This window comes from Tenebrionibacter intestinalis (genome assembly GCF_016632365.1).
Lineage (GTDB): Bacteria > Pseudomonadota > Gammaproteobacteria > Enterobacterales > Enterobacteriaceae > Tenebrionibacter > Tenebrionibacter intestinalis.
Genome location: NZ_JAEPBH010000003.1, coordinates 1 through 16,342, shown reverse-complemented (window position 1 = coordinate 16,342; position 16,342 = coordinate 1). Strand labels below are relative to the sequence as shown.

General features: G+C 54.4%; 11 protein-coding genes and 2 pseudogenes. 3 read left to right on the top strand and 10 right to left on the bottom strand.

The features are described 5' to 3' along the window. Positions 1 to 7: 7 nt before the first annotated feature. From nuoI to JJB97_RS01740, 9 genes and pseudogenes are all read right to left on the bottom strand, one after another. Positions 8 to 550 carry an NADH-quinone oxidoreductase subunit NuoI gene (gene nuoI / locus JJB97_RS01780; RefSeq protein WP_238712091.1) on the bottom strand — a complete coding sequence of 181 codons (543 nt, stop codon included), beginning with the start codon at positions 548 to 550 and terminating at the stop codon, positions 8 to 10. 14 nt (positions 551 to 564) lie between these two features. Continuing rightward, on the bottom strand, positions 565 to 1,542 hold the full coding sequence (gene nuoH / locus JJB97_RS01775) for an NADH-quinone oxidoreductase subunit NuoH (RefSeq protein WP_238712090.1): 978 nt from the start codon (positions 1,540 to 1,542) through the stop codon (positions 565 to 567). Positions 1,543 to 1,545: 3 nt separating this feature from the next. Next, on the bottom strand, positions 1,546 to 4,266 hold the full coding sequence (gene nuoG / locus JJB97_RS01770; protein ID WP_238712089.1) for an NADH-quinone oxidoreductase subunit NuoG: 2,721 nt from the start codon (positions 4,264 to 4,266) through the stop codon (positions 1,546 to 1,548). Positions 4,267 to 4,488: 222 nt separating this feature from the next. Then, complete coding sequence (gene nuoF / locus JJB97_RS01765; RefSeq protein ID WP_238712088.1) at positions 4,489 to 5,826, bottom strand: NADH-quinone oxidoreductase subunit NuoF; 1,338 nt, start codon at positions 5,824 to 5,826, stop codon at positions 4,489 to 4,491. Further along, the gene (nuoE, locus tag JJB97_RS01760; RefSeq protein WP_238712087.1) at positions 5,823 to 6,323 is read right to left on the bottom strand and encodes an NADH-quinone oxidoreductase subunit NuoE; all 501 of its coding nucleotides are present in this window, start codon (positions 6,321 to 6,323) and stop codon (positions 5,823 to 5,825) included. Before nuoE ends, nuoF begins: the two co-directional genes overlap by 4 nt. Positions 6,324 to 6,325: 2 nt before the next feature. Next, a pseudogene (gene nuoC, locus JJB97_RS01755) lies at positions 6,326 to 8,138 on the bottom strand (NADH-quinone oxidoreductase subunit C/D). 89 nt (positions 8,139 to 8,227) lie between these two features. Beyond that, the gene (locus JJB97_RS01750) at positions 8,228 to 8,902 is read right to left on the bottom strand and encodes a NuoB/complex I 20 kDa subunit family protein (protein WP_238712085.1); all 675 of its coding nucleotides are present in this window, start codon (positions 8,900 to 8,902) and stop codon (positions 8,228 to 8,230) included. 15 nt (positions 8,903 to 8,917) lie between these two features. Beyond that, a complete protein-coding gene (nuoA, locus tag JJB97_RS01745; RefSeq protein WP_238712084.1) occupies positions 8,918 to 9,361 on the bottom strand; it encodes an NADH-quinone oxidoreductase subunit NuoA in 444 nt (147 codons plus the stop codon). 632 nt (positions 9,362 to 9,993) lie between these two features. After that, complete coding sequence (locus JJB97_RS01740) at positions 9,994 to 10,929, bottom strand: LysR family transcriptional regulator (RefSeq protein WP_238712083.1); 936 nt, start codon at positions 10,927 to 10,929, stop codon at positions 9,994 to 9,996. A 946-nt stretch (positions 10,930 to 11,875) separates the two neighbouring features. Between JJB97_RS01740 and alaA the strand changes: the two genes are divergently transcribed. Both alaA and yfbR read left to right on the top strand, forming a co-directional pair. Continuing rightward, positions 11,876 to 13,090 (top strand): alanine transaminase AlaA, encoded by a 1,215-nt coding sequence (gene alaA, locus JJB97_RS01735; RefSeq protein ID WP_238712082.1) that lies wholly within the window; start codon positions 11,876 to 11,878, stop codon positions 13,088 to 13,090. Positions 13,091 to 13,212: 122 nt separating this feature from the next. Next, positions 13,213 to 13,812 carry a 5'-deoxynucleotidase gene (gene yfbR, locus JJB97_RS01730; RefSeq protein WP_238712081.1) on the top strand — a complete coding sequence of 200 codons (600 nt, stop codon included), beginning with the start codon at positions 13,213 to 13,215 and terminating at the stop codon, positions 13,810 to 13,812. Positions 13,813 to 13,914: 102 nt separating this feature from the next. Here the strand turns inward: yfbR and JJB97_RS01725 are convergent, their stop codons facing one another. Next, positions 13,915 to 15,747: an SLC13 family permease gene (locus JJB97_RS01725; RefSeq protein ID WP_238712080.1), complete on the bottom strand. Its 1,833-nt coding sequence runs from the start codon at positions 15,745 to 15,747 to the stop codon at positions 13,915 to 13,917. A 194-nt stretch (positions 15,748 to 15,941) separates the two neighbouring features. On the opposite strand from JJB97_RS01725, the pseudogene JJB97_RS01720 reads away from it, so the two are divergent. After that, positions 15,942 to 16,342: pseudogene (locus JJB97_RS01720) on the top strand (transposase); the annotation flags it as partial.

Here is a 16,342-nt window from a genome sequence, read left to right as displayed (position 1 = left end):
CGGCTCCTTAAGGTAACAGGCCTTTGACATCGACCGGTTTAGCTTCGTTTTCCGCCTCACCTTTGTCTTTGCCGTCAATTGCCATACCCGCCATCCGGTAGAAGTTATATTCCGGGTATTTGCCCGGGCCGGAGATAAGCAGATCTTCTTTTTCGTATACCAGATCCTGGCGCTTAAACTCCCCCATTTCGAAATCCGGGGTGAGCTGAATCGCCGTGGTCGGGCACGCTTCTTCACACAGGCCGCAGAAAATACAGCGCGAGAAGTTAATGCGGAAAAACTCCGGATACCAGCGGCCGTCCTTCGTCTCCGCTTTTTGCAGAGAAATACAGCCGACCGGGCAGGCAACCGCACACAGGTTACACGCCACGCAGCGCTCGGCGCCGTCGGGATCGCGCGTTAGCACAATACGGCCTCGATAACGCGGCGGCAGATAGACCGGCTCTTCCGGGTACATCTGGGTTTCACGTTTGGCAAAGGCATGAAGGCCTATCATCCAGATACTGCGGACCTGGGTGCCAAAACCCACCAGTAATTCTTTTAAGGTCATGGTCTTCTCACCCCTTATTGCGCCTGCCAGAGAATGACAGCCGCCGTTGCCAGCAAGTTGATAAGCGTCAGCGGCAGGCATATTTTCCAGCCGAAGGACATTACCTGGTCGTAGCGCGGACGCGGCAGTGAGGCGCGGATCAAAATAAACATCATCATGAAGAAAGCGGTCTTAATCGCAAACCAGATGAACGGCGGCAAAAGCGGACCATGCCAGCCGCCGAAGAACAGCGTCACAATCATCGCAGAGACGGTAACAATACCGATGTACTCCCCCACGAAGAACAAACCGAATTTCATACCGGAATATTCAATGTGGTAGCCATCGGCCAGCTCCTGCTCTGCTTCCGGCTGGTCAAACGGATGGCGGTGACACACCGCCACGCCCGCGATAGCGAAGGTGATAAAGCCAAAAAATTGTGGAACCACGTTCCACAGATGCGCCTGGTTGTTCACAATATCAGACATGTTAAATGAACCAGCCTGCGCCACCACGCCCATCAGGGACAGGCCGAGAAACACTTCGTAGCTTAACGTCTGCGCAGATGCGCGCATTGCGCCAAGCAGCGAATATTTGTTGTTGCTCGACCAGCCTGCAAACAGCACTGCATAGACGGCAAGGCCCGCCATCATCAGGAAGAACAGGATACCGATATTAAGATCGGCCACCACCCAACTCGGGCTTACCGGCACAATGGCAAAAGCCAGCAGCAGAGAGGTAAAAGCGATCATCGGCGCCAGAGTAAAGATAACGCGGTCCGAGAACTTCGGCACCCAGTCTTCTTTAAAGAACATCTTGATCATATCGGCGGCGAGCTGGAGCGAACCGCCCCAGCCTACGCGATTTGGCCCGTAGCGGTTCTGAAAAAGCCCCAACAGCCGACGCTCGCCAAAGCTCATGAACGCGCCGCAGGTGACTACCACCAGCAGTATAACCACGGCTTTGAGGATACTCAGGAGGATGTCAATAACATCCGGTGTTAACCAACTCATTACTTAAGCCTCCCGCAGATTGTCAAGACGCGCGCCAGCCAGCACCGGCGCTATGCCCGGCAACCCCATCGGCAGCCCAACCAGGCCCGGCGCCAGCCCTTCGGCAATGGCCAACGGCAGAGTGATGGACTGACCTTCATAATTAAAGGCAATCTGCGCGCCGTCGTTGACGCCGAGCTTCGCAGCATCTGCCGGGTTTAGTCTCAGATAAGGCTGCGGCATACGCTGCTGAAACACCGGTGAACGCTGAGACAATTCATCGCTGCCGAACAGAAAGTAGTACGGCGCAACGCGCCATACGCCCTCTTCGGCGCAAAAAGGCTGCGGCACATCGCTAAAGTAGTTTAGCTGACCGTCAGCGGCTTTAATCAGACGCACGCCCGGATCGCCATGACGCAAATGGCCGCCCACTTCATCCTGAAACTTATTCCAGGCCTGCGGGGAGTTCCAGCCCGGCGCCCAGGCGAAAGGCACCTGCGAACGCGGCGCGTCTGGCTGGTTATTGCCCTCCATTGAGAATGCGAACATGGTGTCTTTATCCTGCGGCTGGCGCGGCTCATGCACGCTGATATTAGCGCGCATGGAGGTGCGCCCGCTGTAGCGGTGAGGTTCACGGGCCAGCTTCTGCCCGCGAATACGAAACGCGGCGTCCGGCGCGGCATCTTTCATGCCTGCCAGTTGCGGCAGCCTGGCGACACAGGCGTCAATGACGTGATCAAGCTGCGTCCAGTCCACTTCGCGCTCGTTCACCGTGGCGTGCAGCGAATGCAGCCAACGCCAGCTTTCCAGCATCACTGCGCTGCTATCATAGTAGGCCGGATCGTAGACCTGGAAGTAACGCTGCGCGCGGCCTTCATTGTTCACGACCGTACCGTCGCTTTCAGCAAAACTCGCCGCCGACAGCACCAGGTGCGCGTGTCGCATGATTTCGGTACGCTGATGATCAATTACCATCACCAGCGGCGCCTTGCTGAGCGCCGCGTCTACGCGGGCCTTCGAGGCGTGGCGGTGCAGATCGTTTTCCAGCACGATAACTGCATCGGCGTTGCCGTTTTCCAGTTCGGACAACGCATCGTCCAGCGAGCCGCCGCCGATAAGGCCCAGCCCCACGCTGTTAACGGCACGGGCAACCATCGTGATACCAACGTCGGCGCCGCGGCCTTTCAGCGCTTTAGCCACGTTGGCCGCCGCCTGAATCACGGCCTCGCTGCCGGCGTTGGTGCCGGAGATAATGAGCGGTTTTTTCGCCCCGGCTAATGCCTGCGCAATCACATCAACTTTACCTTTCAGGTCATCATCAAGACCCTCTACCGCAGGCGCGTTGCCGTCAAGCGCATGAGCAACAGCAAAGCCCAACCGCGCCTGGTCTTCCACCGGCGCGCGATAAGTCCACGCGGCAATATCGTCAAGGCGGGTGCTGTCAACGTTAGTCACAAACAGCGGATGCTTCGCACGTTGGCCAATATTCATGATGGCCGCAATTTGCCAGTCGTCCACTTTCTGGGCCGCCGCCATTTCACGCGCCTTGCCCTTCACCGCCTGGCGTACGGCAAGCGCCGCGCGCGCGCCGGTCTGGGTGATATCTTCCCCCAGCACCAGCACCGCATCGTAGCTTTCCATCTCACGCAGCGCAGGTATATGCACGCCGCTTTCCTGCAACACGCTCAGCATGAGCTGAATGCGCGCCTGCTCGCCTGCGGCAATACCTGTATAGAAGTTATCCGCCCCCACCAGTTCACGCAGCGCAAAGTTGCTCTCAACGCTTGCGCGCGGCGAGCCGATGCCGATGATTTTCTTCGACTGACGCAGAATATCCGCCGCGCCCTGCATTGCCTGTTCAGCATTAAGGGCGATAAGATCCTCGCCGCGGCGCTGCACCGGCTGACGCGGGCGATCCTTAAGATTGACGTAGCCATAGCCAAAACGGCCGCGATCGCAGAGAAAATAGTGGTTAACCGTACCGTTATAGCGGTTTTCAATGCGACGCAATTCGCCATAGCGCTCGCCGGGGCTGGTGTTACAACCGAGGCTGCACTGCTGGCAGATGCCTGGCGCAAACTGCATATCCCACTTACGGTTGTAGCGTTCGGAATGGGTTTTATCGGTAAACACGCCTGTCGGGCAAATTTCCACCAGGTTGCCGGAAAATTCACTCTCCAGCGTACCGTCTTCCGGGCGGCCAAAATAGACGTTATCGTGGGCGCCGTACACGCCAAGATCGCCGCCGTCAGCATAATCTTTGTAGTAGCGCACGCAGCGATAGCAGGCGATGCAGCGGTTCATTTCATGCGAGATGAACGGCCCCAGTTCCTGATTGCGATGGGTACGCTTAGTAAATCGATAGCGGCGGAAATTGTGGCCGGTCATGACCGTCATATCCTGAAGATGGCAGTTGCCGCCTTCTTCGCAAACCGGGCAATCATGCGGATGGTTGGTCATCAGCCACTCCACCACGCTTTCGCGAAACTGCTTCGCTTCTTCATCGTCAATAGAGATAAAAGCGCCGTCAGTTGCCGGCGTCATACAGGACATCACCAGGCGACCGCGCGTATCTTGCGCGTTTTGGTATTGCTTCACCGCGCACTGGCGGCAGGCGCCCACGCTTCCAAGCGCCGGGTGCCAGCAAAAATAAGGAATATCAAGGCCGAGAGACAGACACGCCTGTAGCAGGTTGTCCGCGCCATCCACCTCATACTCTTTGCCGTCTACATGAATAGTAGCCATAGTCAGCATGCTTCCAGTTTAGCCTCAATAACCTTCCTCCTTTGCACTGCGGCGGTGTTGGCTGCCTTCGCTCGCCCCGGCCCGGTATTTCGTTGCTAAACGCCCGGGGGACTCGCTCAGTTGCCGCCTTGCCACAGCACAAATGACTGGGTTTCTGATAAGGCGTTAATTATAAATTTCTCTCTGCTCACCCGGAAAACCGCACCAGATGAGGGCAAATAATTACCAGCGCGACTTCAACAGGTTCGGCTGAATACCTTTAATGGCGTTCAGGTTACTAAAGTCCTGTTTAATGCCCGCTTCAAATTCTTCACGGAAGTATTTAATGGCGCTCTGCAGCGGCTCCACGGCGCCTGGCGCATGGGCGCAGAAGGTCTTACCCGGCCCAAGGAAACGGCAAAGCTGCTCCAGGGTTTCGATATCGCCCGGCTGGCCTTCGCCGCGCTCCAGCGCACGCAAAATTTTCACGCTCCACGGCAGCCCATCGCGGCACGGCGTACACCAGCCGCAGGATTCGCGGGCGAAAAACTCTTCCAGGTTGCGCACCAGCGACACCATATTGATTTCATGGTCTACCGCCATCGCAAGCGCAGTACCCAGACGGCTGCCCGCTTTACCAATGCTCGCAAATTCCATTGGCAAATCAAGGTGCGCTTCGGTCAAAAAGTCGGTTCCCGCGCCGCCAGGCTGCCAGGCCTTAAACCTGAGACCATCGCGCATCCCCCCCGCGTAATCTTCGAGAATTTCGCGCGCGGTGGTGCCAAACGGCAGCTCCCACAGCCCCGGGTTTTTCACGCGTCCAGAGAACCCCATCAGCTTGGTGCCGCAATCTTCGCTTTTTGACAGACCTTTGTACCACTCCACGCCGTTGGCAAGGATTGCCGGCACGTTGCACAGCGTTTCTACGTTGTTCACGCAGGTCGGTTTGCCCCACGCGCCGGAACTTGCCGGGAAAGGCGGCTTAGAGCGTGGGTTCGCGCGGCGGCCTTCCAGCGAGTTAATCAGCGCCGTTTCTTCACCACAAATATAGCGGCCCGCGCCGGTGTGAACGAACAACTCGAAATCAAAACCGGTACCGAGGATATTTTTACCGAGCAGTCCCGCTTCAGTAGCTTCGGCAATGGCGCGACGCAGATTAACGGCCGCCTCGATATACTCGCCGCGCAGGAAGATGTAACCGCGGTATGCCTTGAGGGCAAACGCGGAAATTAGCATGCCTTCTACCAGAAGGTGCGGCAGTTGCTCCATCAGCAGGCGGTCTTTATACGTGCCCGGCTCCATTTCATCGGCGTTGCACAGCAAATAGCGGATGTTCATGGACTCGTCTTTCGGCATCAGGCTCCACTTAAGCCCGGTGGAAAAGCCCGCGCCGCCGCGTCCTTTCAGGCCGGCATCTTTCACAAGATTGACAATTTCATCAGGGGCCATGCCGCCTAGCGCTTTGCGCGCGCCTTCGTAGCCGTTTTTGCTGCGGTATTCATCCAGCCATACCGGTTGTTTATCATCGCGCAAACGCCAGGTCAGCGGATGGCTTTCAGCAGTCAGAGTAAGCGTTTTCATTTGTACTGCTCCAGCAGATCGGGGATGCCGTCCGGCGTCAGATAGCTGTGCGTATCGTCGTCCACCATCATCGTCGGCCCTTTGTCGCAGTTGCCCAGACAGCAGGTCGGCAGCAGCGTGAAGCGGCCGTCGAAGGTGGTCTGACCGGGTTTAATCTTCAGGTGGCTTTCAATGGCTGACTGAATACCCTGAAAGCCGGTGATATGGCATACCACGCTGTCACAGTAGCGGATAATATGCCGGCCGACCGGCTGGCGGAAAATCTGGCTGTAAAACGTCGCCACGCCCTCCACGTCGCTTGCCGGGATGCCCAGCACATCGGCAATGGCGTAAATCGCGCCGTCCGGCACCCAGCCGCGCTGCTTCTGTACTATCTTCAGCGCTTCAATGGACGCCGCACGCGGATCTTCATAGTGATGTTTTTCGTGCTCAATCGCCTCACGCTCGGCCGCACTCAGCGCGAAAGCCTCAGTCTGTGGTTGTTGATTTTCGTGCATAATTAGCGATCCACATCAGACATAACAAAATCGATACTACCCAGATGGACAATAAGGTCGGAAACCAGGCTGCCGCGCACCGCCGCCGGGATCTGCTGCAAATGCGCATAGCTCGGGGTGCGGATACGGGTGCGATAGCTCATGGTGCCGCCGTCGCTGGTCAGGTAGTAGCTGTTAATTCCCTTCGTCGCCTCCACCATCTGGAAAGATTCGTTGGCTGGCATTACCGGCCCCCAGGAAACCTGCAGGAAGTGGGTAATGAGGGTTTCGATATGTTGCAACGTACGCTCGCGCGGCGGCGGCGTGGTCAGCGGATGATCGGCCTTGAATGGGCCTTCAGGCATATTGTTCAGGCACTGCTCAAGTATACGCAGGCTCTGGCGTAACTCTTCTACTTTCAGCATAACGCGGGTATAGCAGTCGCTTACGCCGCCGCCTACCGGCACCTCAAAATCGAAGTTCTCATAACCGGAGTACGGCCGCGATTTACGCACGTCAAAATCGATACCGGTAGCGCGCAGCGCAGCGCCGGTACAGCCCCACTCCAGCGCCTCTTTCTTGCCATAGGCGGCAACGCCCTGAGAGCGGCCTTTGAGGATAGTGTTGCGCAGCGCCGCTTTCTCATAAGAATCCAGGCGCCTGGGCATCCAGTCGAGGAAGTCACGCAGCAGGCGCTCCCAGCCTTTCGGCAGGTCGTGCGCCACGCCGCCGATGCGAAACCAGGCCGGGTGCATACGAAAACCGGTAATGGCTTCTACGACATCATAGATTTTCTGTCTGTCGGTAAAAGCAAAGAACACCGGCGTCATCGCGCCGACGTCCTGGATGAATGTGGAGATATACAACAGGTGGCTGTTAATGCGAAATAGCTCAGAGAGCATGACGCGAATGACATTAACCCTCTCCGGCACGGTAATGCCTGCCAGCTTTTCCACCGCCAGCACATACGGCATTTCGTTAACGCAACCGCCGAGGTATTCAATACGATCGGTGTACGGAATATAGCTGTGCCAGGACTGGCGTTCACCCATTTTTTCAGCGCCGCGATGGTGGTAGCCGATATCCGGTACACAATCGACAATCTCTTCGCCGTCAAGCTGCAAAATGATGCGGAATGCGCCGTGTGAAGACGGATGGTTTGGCCCAAGGTTCAGAAACATGAAGTCTTCGTTTTCATTGCCGCGCTTCATGCCCCAGTCTTCAGGCTTGAAGGTGAGCGCCTCCATCTCCAGATCTTCTTTCTGTTTGGTCAGCGTAAACGGATCGAACTCCGTTGCGCGCGCCGGGTAATCTTTGCGCAACGGGTGCCCTTCCCACGTTGGCGGCATCAAAATACGCGTCAGGTGGGGGTGGCCGTTGAAGGTGATGCCAAACATTTCCCAGGTTTCACGCTCATACCAGTTGGCGTTAGGGAAAATAGAGGTGAGCGTCGGTACGTTAAGATCGTTTTCCGCCAGCGCCACCTTGAGCATGATATCGCTGTTGCGATCGATGGAAATCAGGTGGTAGAAAACGGAAAAATCCGCGGCAGGCAAGCCTTCGCGGTGTGTACGAAGCCGTTCATCCATTCCATGCAGATCAAATAGCATGGTATAAGGCTTAGGCAATTTATGTAGTAAATCAACGACTGCGAGCAACTGCTCTCTTTTGACCCACACAACCGGAACGCCGGTACGGGTAGCCTGAACGGTAAAAGCATCCGGCCCAAAGCGGTTGCGCAGTTCGCTGATTACCGGATCATCCAGATGATCGCGGGTTTTCCAGACGGGCTGGGCAGCTTCATGCGCGGTAAATTCGGTCATAATTGTTCACCATTGCAAATGGTTCAGTGGCGGCTGACGCTGGCGGCCTCGCGCTGTGTTTGATTTATATGCGAGGTGGTTTTCCGCCATGACGGACGCCTGTTAAATTTCGTCTGGTGTACGCAGTTGCGTAACAGCAATGCGTTCGCCACGCTTGCGCTCACGTTCTGACTGCATGTTGGCGCGGTACACACCCTGATCGCCAACCACCCAGGAGAGGGGACGACGCTCTTTGCCGATAGATTCCTGAAGCAGCATCAGCGCCTGCATATATGCTTCCGGGCGCGGCGGGCAGCCGGGAATATACACATCGACCGGCAGGAATTTATCCACGCCCTGTACAACGGAATAGATGTCGTACATACCGCCAGAGTTGGCGCAGGCCCCCATGGAGATGACCCACTTAGGTTCCAGCATCTGGTCATAAAGGCGCTGAATCACCGGCGCCATCTTCGTAAAACAGGTGCCTGCAACCACCATAAAGTCCGCCTGACGGGGGGATGCGCGCAATACTTCAGCGCCAAAACGCGCCACATCATGAACGGCGGTAAACGACGTCACCATTTCCACATAGCAGCAGGAAAGGCCAAAGTTATAAGGCCACAGGGAGTTTTTACGTCCCCAGTTCACCATATCGTGAAGAGCGTGTTCGAGTTTGCCCATGTACACACTGCGATGCACATGCTGCTCAAGGGGATCGGTTACAATCTCCTGCTTTTGCAGGGGATAACGGTCATTTTCACCGTTGGGATCTATGCGGGTGAGCGTATAGTCCATTTTATTGCCTCGCGATTAGCGTTGACGGTTAGTGTAACTGTCCGTTTCCGGGTTCATCAGTTCACGACGGGAACGCGCAGGCGTCCAGTTCAGCGCGCCAATACGCACCAGATAAACCAGGCCTGCCAGTAGCACTAAAATAAAAATTGCGGCCTCGGCGAACCCAACCCAGCCGCTTTCGCGTATGGAGGTTGCCCATGCATACAGGTAGAGCGCTTCGACATCAAAGATGACGAAGAACATAGCCACCAGATAGAACTTGGCGGAGAGGCGTAAACGCGCGGAACCGACGGAGTCGATACCGGATTCGTAAGGCGTATTCTTATGCCTTGCGCGAGCGCGCCCGCCCAGAAACCAGGCTCCGATCAACATCAGGCTGCACAGGCCAATAGCAACAATAAGAAAGACGGCAAACGCCCAATGGTGAGCGATGACTTCAGTGGATGTTGACATACTCATTGCTTACTCATCAAAAGCGGCGCTAATACCACTGCCTGTTTTCCGACAGTTGAGCGCCGCATCGATTCACGGGGAGGAAAAAAACCTAATTATCTACCAGAAAAACCGTAAGACAGCAGATTACGAGGTTTTTACTCCTTTCTATAACCTTTTGTCAACTTTAACAAAAGTATCCACACATTAAGTTACATATGCACAATTCCATTAACACTTAATGCGTTATCTAATCCTGACGGAACAAAAATCAAAGTACAGGAAGCCAGTGTTGAGTCGTGTCCGTCACTGTGTGAATTAGGAATAACCCTTTTATTTTGGCAGGAAATGGCGCGCTTTCCTCCCCCTCGCGCAGGCTATTTTTTTGATCCAGGACACGTTTTTATTAAATCATATGAAAAAACAGGCGTTAATGTTACGCAATTTTTAACGTAGCCAATGCACGCAAATCTGTAAAGCGTAACGCAGACATGAAGAAAAAAGAGACAATATACCCTTAAAAAACATAAGGATTAAACAAAAGTGGTAGAGAGAGAAGACGAACAAGTAAAAAACGAGCCTTCCGGCGGTAAAGCCTGGCGAAAGCCCGTTTTTTACTCTATAAATGTTTACGACCCGATAGCCGGGCGGGCTAAAAGTTAGACATCCGGGTCTTCCCCCACGGAGGCCAGCGTTGCTTCAGCGGAAATGCTGTAAATATTCCAGGGGTTAAGATCGTTCTCCACCGCGCGAAATATCGCTTCTGCCAGCGCGTTTTGAGAATCTGCGTTTCGCGACAGCAGGTATTGCGTTTCAGGTAGAACCGGTAGGCCGTCGGAAAAGCCCAGAACGCGCAGCTCCGGGCCCATCATCTCCACAGGGCGCGCCGTGATCCCAAGGCCGGCCTTCACCGCCGCCTTCACCGCCGAGAGCGTGGAGGCGACATAGGAAATGCGCCACGCAATGCCCACCTCGTTAAGGTGTTCTACCATCATTTCACGATAAGGGCTGGGTTCTTCAAGCAATACCAGCGGCACCGGTTCTTCCTTTTGAAAAACATAATCGGCCGAACAGAACCATAATGTCGGGGAGGTGCGCAGCGTCAGGCAGTCGCCCTGGCCGGGATGCACCGTTGTCAACAGCAGATCGGTTTGTTCATCCGCCCGCAGATCGGTAAAGCAAGGGCTACGCTTCACGCGGACATCCAGCGCCACTTTAGGCCAAGTGGCGCTAATGCGGTTAAGCAAAAAAGGAAGGATAGTGTCAGAGCATTCGTCAGACGCGCCGAGTGCCAGCACGCCCTGAAGGTCATTAAACATGACGAAACTGCACGCTTCATCATTAAAACGCAAAATTTTTCTGGCGTAACCAAGTAGCTGAATGCCATGTTCCGTTAAAAGTTTATTACGGCCATGACGCGCAAAAAGTTCTTTACCTACCAGCTGCTCCAGACGCTGCATTTGCTGGCTTACGGCGGACTGTGTACGGCAAACAGCGGCGGCAGCGGCGGCAAACGTATTCAGATCGGCGACGGCAACGAAAGTTCTTAGCAGATCAAGGTCAAGATTAAGTATCGGGCGATTCGCGTTTATCATATTTTTTCACTAGTAGGTGTGCTTTTTTAGAGCAGCCCCGGTTCAATATCTATGTGTAATCAAAGAGATAAATCAATCCCTTTCGAATCAAGTTTCCAGACGGTATCTGACAGATAACCCTGCATTTATTATTGATAGATCCATTACCGACAATGATCTTTTATTGTCAGCTGCATAGTTACTACTTATAGGTTAAGACAACGCATGCAACATACAAACTTTTGAACTGACATACTAGTCCAGATAATTAAATGTCGGTAATTTTTGTCAATTTTCGTTGCGATGTAACAGCGCTTTTTCGCTGACGCAACTTAATCGGCAGAGAATGTCCCTTACGGATAATACCGCATAACGAAGGGGCTATAACTGGATGTAGCAAGCTCGCAGCACCCGGTCCCAGGCCCCTAAGGATGCACATCTTACCTTAGGCGGATGCTTTTTATAAGCACATTTGCGATTAATCTCATCTTATGCCATATATCCTCCTGTTTCAGAATATTTAAGATAACGGCACTCGTCACTTTTAACGTTTTAATAAAAAAAAGCTGATTTGTTTTACGATTAAGAATAACAGCGACTTATCATAAGGCTCATGCTGCGTCGTATCGCTGGGTTGCCGTTTTTACCATAGAAAATATTAACCGTCCTTAGGAATATGATGGTTCTGTTGCCTGTATCGAGAATTCGTTTTAGCTGGCTGCAACAGGCATAATTTTTTGCGGCATTAAGATGAATATATCGTACATCCTCCTGCCGGTTCAGCCGTTCATTATTGAAACAACCCATAACAGGCATCGTATCCAATACCCTTCACGACCATTTAGTTAAATCATCTGTTTTTATTCGTTATGCAATAGCATACTTCAAAATAAAGCGCCGTAGAGTTACATTGGCAGACGGACTGCTTCCATGGCTGGAAGCCGGTAACACTACAAAGGTCTCATCCATGTCCCCCATCGAAAAATCAAGCAAGTTAGAGAATGTCTGTTATGACATCCGCGGCCCGGTTCTTAAAGAAGCTAAGCGACTGGAAGAAGAAGGCAATAAAGTTCTGAAGCTCAATATTGGCAACCCGGCCCCTTTTGGTTTCGAGGCGCCTGATGAGATTCTGGTAGACGTCATCCGCAATCTGCCTACAGCGCAGGGCTACTGCGATTCAAAAGGATTGTACTCCGCGCGCAAGGCCATTATGCAGCATTACCAGCAGCGCGAAATGCTGGATGTAACGGTAGAGGATATTTATATCGGTAACGGCGTTTCCGAGCTGATTGTGCAATCCATGCAGGCGCTCCTTAACAGCGGCGACGAAATGCTGGTCCCCGCGCCGGATTACCCGCTGTGGACCGCTGCGGTATCCCTGTCCAGCGGCAAAGCCGTGCACTATTTATGCGACGAGTCCTCAGACTGGTTTCCCGATCCCGACGATATCCGCGCTAAAATTACGCCACGCACCCGCGGTATTGTCATTATCAACCCGAACAACCCTACCGGCGCGGTGTATTCAAAAGCGCTGCTGATGGAAATTGTGGAAATCGCCCGCCAGAACAATCTGATTATTTTTGCCGATGAGATCTATGACAAGATCCTCTACGACGATGCTGAACATCACTCTATTGCCGCGCTGGCGCCCGATCTGTTAACCGTTACATTTAACGGCTTGTCCAAAACCTATCGCGTAGCGGGCTTTCGCCAGGGCTGGATGGTGCTAAACGGGCCGAAAAAACACGCTAAAGGCTATATCGAAGGGCTGGAAATGCTGGCCTCGATGCGCCTGTGCGCCAACGTACCGGCGCAGCACGCAATCCAGACCGCGCTTGGCGGCTATCAAAGCATCAGCGAGTTTATCGCCCCCGGCGGCCGCCTGTATGAACAACGCAACCGCGCATGGGAAATGATAAACGACATTCCGGGCGTGAGCTGCGTAAAACCGCGCGGCGCGCTGTATATGTTCCCACGTATCGACGCCCGACGGTTTAATATCCATGACGACCAGAAAATGGTGCTCGATTTTTTGCTACAGGAAAAAGTGCTGCTGGTGCAGGGCACGGCCTTTAACTGGCCTTGGCCGGATCATGTGCGTATCGTGACGCTGCCACGGGTGGACGAGCTGGAAATGTCCATTCAAAAGTTTGGACGTTTCCTGTCTGGCTATCACCAGTAACTCTCCGGGGCAAGGCGTTATTGCAACTTCCCGCGCAAGCCCCCACACTGTTTTTAACGCTTAGCTTCACAGGCGCCCGCATTCGGGCGTCCGGTCCTTTTTGCGCAGTACGGAACATGCCGATGAATCAAAGTCATTTTTTCGCCCATCTGTCCCGCCTGAAGCTCATTAGTCGCTGGCCGCTAATGCGCAACGTACGCACTGAGAACGTTTCAGAGCACAGCCTGCAAGTCGCTATGGTGGCGCACGCGCTGGCGGTTATCAAAAACCGCAAATTCGGCGGCCAGGTCAACGCTGAACGGATCGCGCTGCTGGCGATATACCACGATGCCAGCGAAGTGCTGACCGGCGATCTCCCCACGCCTGTGAAATACTTCAATACCCAGATTGCCCTTGAATACAAGGCGATTGAGAAGATTGCCCAGCGCAAACTCATTGAGATGGTGCCAGACGATCTGCGCGATATTTTTGAACCGCTTATCGATGAACAGCGCTACAGCGACGAGGAAAAAGCGCTGGTTAAGCAGGCGGACGCGCTGTGCGCTTATCTGAAGTGCCTGGAAGAGCTGTCGGCAGGCAACAATGAATTTGTGCTGGCGAAAAGCCGTCTGGAGAAAACGCTGGCCGATCGACGCGGCGATGAAATGGACTACTTTATGCAAACGTTCGTCCCCAGTTTTCATCTGTCGCTGGATGAAATAAGCCAGGATTCACCGCTGTAGTAAAGCGGCCCGCCAGGCATCGGTATAAAGCGCATACGTTCACGCCACAACGCCCTCGCCAGCGCAGGCTGGCGAGATTAACGCCCCGTCCCCGCCGGGTAATCAGAACGGGAACAGCGCCGGAATAAGCAGCACGCACACCACCATAACAATGGCCGTAAACGGCACGCCGATTTTAACAAAATCGCTGAAGCGGTAATTTCCCGGGCCGAGCACCAGCGTATTGACCGGCGAAGATACCGGCGTCATAAACGCCGCCGAAGCGGCCATTGCCACGACCATAGCAAAAGGATACGGCGATACCCCCATTGATTTCGCCGCCGCCAGCGCAATTGGCGCCATCAGCACCGCTGTCGCCGTATTGGAGATAAACAGCCCGATGCTTGCGCACAACACAAACAGGCACACCAACATCAGATGCGGTCCGTAACCGCCTCCCAGCTCCAGCAGCCCGCGCACGATAAGATCCACGCCGCCGGTTTTTTGCAACGCCAGGGCGAACGGCATCATGCCCACAATCAGTATAATGCTCGGCCAGTGAACAGATTTCCATGCGCTCACGGCGTCAATACAGCGGAATTTCCCCATCAGCAAACAGGCGATAATAGCCGCAATGGCGTTTGGAACTTCGTCTGTCAACATCAGCGCCACCATCAGCGCAAGGCTGAATATCGCATGCGGCGCCTGTGTGTGCGCCGGTGAGGCATCCTGCTCTTCCACCGGCAGGTTAAGCACGACAAAGTCGCGGTTACGCAGGCCAAGCTGGCGTATCTGCTTCCAGTTCCCCACAACCAGCAGAATGTCGCCAATCTGGAGCGACTCATCAATAAGCGTACCTTCCAGCGCCTCGCCGCTGCGCTTAATCCCCACGATATTCAGGCCGTAGCGGCTGCGAAAACCAATATCGCGCAGCGTTTGCCCCAGCAGCGCCGACTCCGGCACCATAGAAACTTCCGCCATTCCTACATCCATCGCCTGGTCAGAAAAATACTCGCCGCGCAGCACCATCGGCTCCAGCATATGCTCGCCGCAAAATTCACGAAGATCGACATCGGAAGCGGACATATCTATCAATAACACATCGCGCGCGCGAAGCTCAGTGCCGCCGGTGGCATTGACAATCACTTTACGAAAACGCCGCCAGCGCTCAAGGCCGATAACGTTCGCGCCATAACTTTCACGCAGGCGCAAATCGTCAAGCCGGAGGCCCACCAGCGGCGAACCCGGGCGTATCGCCAGGCGGCGCGCCCGCCCGGTCAGGCGATACTCTTTAATCAGCTCGCGGAAAGTGCGGCGCTTCCACTGCTCTTTGCCCTCTTCATTTTTCTGCCCCTTCAGCGCAAAGCGCATCACCAGCATATAGCCAATACCCAGCGCCAGCACCGTCAGGCCTATTGGCGTAACGCTAAAAAATGAAAATCCCTGCAATCCTTCCCGTACCAGCTCGCTGTTAATCACCAGGTTCGGCGGCGTGGCGACCAGCGTCATCATACCGCTGATAAGCCCGGCGAAACTTAGCGGCATCATCAGGCGCGACGGCGGAATTTTCATACGCATACTGACGCTAAGCACGACCGGAATAAAAATCGCCACCACGCCAGTCGAACTCATAAATGCCCCCAGGCCCGCCACAGTCAGCATCAGCAACACCAGCATTTTAATTTCACTGCTACCGGCCATCTGTATCAGCCATGCGCCCATGCGAGTCGCGACGCCGGTACGTACCAGCCCCTCGCCGATAATAAACAAAGCGCCGATGAGAATAACGTTCGGATCGCTAAAGCCGGAAAACGCTTCGCCGACGGTCAGCGTGCCGCTCAGCACAAAGGCAACAATCACCAGCAACGCGATAGCGTCCATGCGGATTTTGCCAGTGGCGAACATCACGACAGCGGCGGCAAGCAGGGCCAGCACCCAGATGAGTTCACTGTTCACAACCGTTCCTTGTAATGCGTTGAAAGATGACAAAATCATGCCATAAAAAAGCCCCAGCGATGCGCTGAGGAATCCCCAGTAATGGGCGGGTAAAAAAGGACGAGCATAGAGTTTTGTGATCTACTGGTTGTGCTAACAATTCAGGGAGATCACCTCTATGCCCGTTCGTTCATTATGCCAGAAGTTTTTCCNGGAGTGGCTATCCCTCTCAGGCATTCCACGTTCTGCGTGCCAGCCTGGTTTGCGACGGGCGTTCTATACCGCTTCTAAGTCAGGTTGTCCCCTCATCCCGGCAGCAACACGCTCAGGTGCATAAGGATTTTCTGAATGCACTTGCAGCAGCCATCTCTCCGGATAAAAAAGTCATCATCATTACTGATGCTGGTTTCCAGAGCGCCTGGTTCCGTCATGTCCGCTCACTGGGCTGGGATTTTATTGGCCGGATACGGGGAAACGTCCAGTTCCGGCTGGCCTGTCTTCCTGAACGATGGTTAAAACTGAAAATGTTGCGAGCCAGCAGTAAAGCAAAATATCTGGGGGCAGGAACGCTGGTCAGGGCTGAATATGGGCGATGTGAGGGCCATTTTTATTTCCA

Coding starts and splice junctions, on each gene's coding strand:
- JJB97_RS01740 (WP_238712083.1), bottom strand. CDS start 10,929: ATGATAAACGCGAATCGCCCGATACTTAATCTTGACCTTGATCTGCTA.
- nuoI (WP_238712091.1), bottom strand. CDS start 550: ATGACCTTAAAAGAATTACTGGTGGGTTTTGGCACCCAGGTCCGCAGT.
- nuoH (WP_238712090.1), bottom strand. CDS start 1,542: ATGAGTTGGTTAACACCGGATGTTATTGACATCCTCCTGAGTATCCTC.
- nuoF (WP_238712088.1), bottom strand. CDS start 5,826: ATGAAAACGCTTACTCTGACTGCTGAAAGCCATCCGCTGACCTGGCGT.
- alaA (WP_238712082.1), top strand. CDS start 11,876: ATGTCCCCCATCGAAAAATCAAGCAAGTTAGAGAATGTCTGTTATGAC.
- JJB97_RS01750 (WP_238712085.1), bottom strand. CDS start 8,902: ATGGACTATACGCTCACCCGCATAGATCCCAACGGTGAAAATGACCGT.
- nuoE (WP_238712087.1), bottom strand. CDS start 6,323: ATGCACGAAAATCAACAACCACAGACTGAGGCTTTCGCGCTGAGTGCG.
- nuoG (WP_238712089.1), bottom strand. CDS start 4,266: ATGGCTACTATTCATGTAGACGGCAAAGAGTATGAGGTGGATGGCGCG.
- nuoA (WP_238712084.1), bottom strand. CDS start 9,361: ATGAGTATGTCAACATCCACTGAAGTCATCGCTCACCATTGGGCGTTT.
- yfbR (WP_238712081.1), top strand. CDS start 13,213: ATGAATCAAAGTCATTTTTTCGCCCATCTGTCCCGCCTGAAGCTCATT.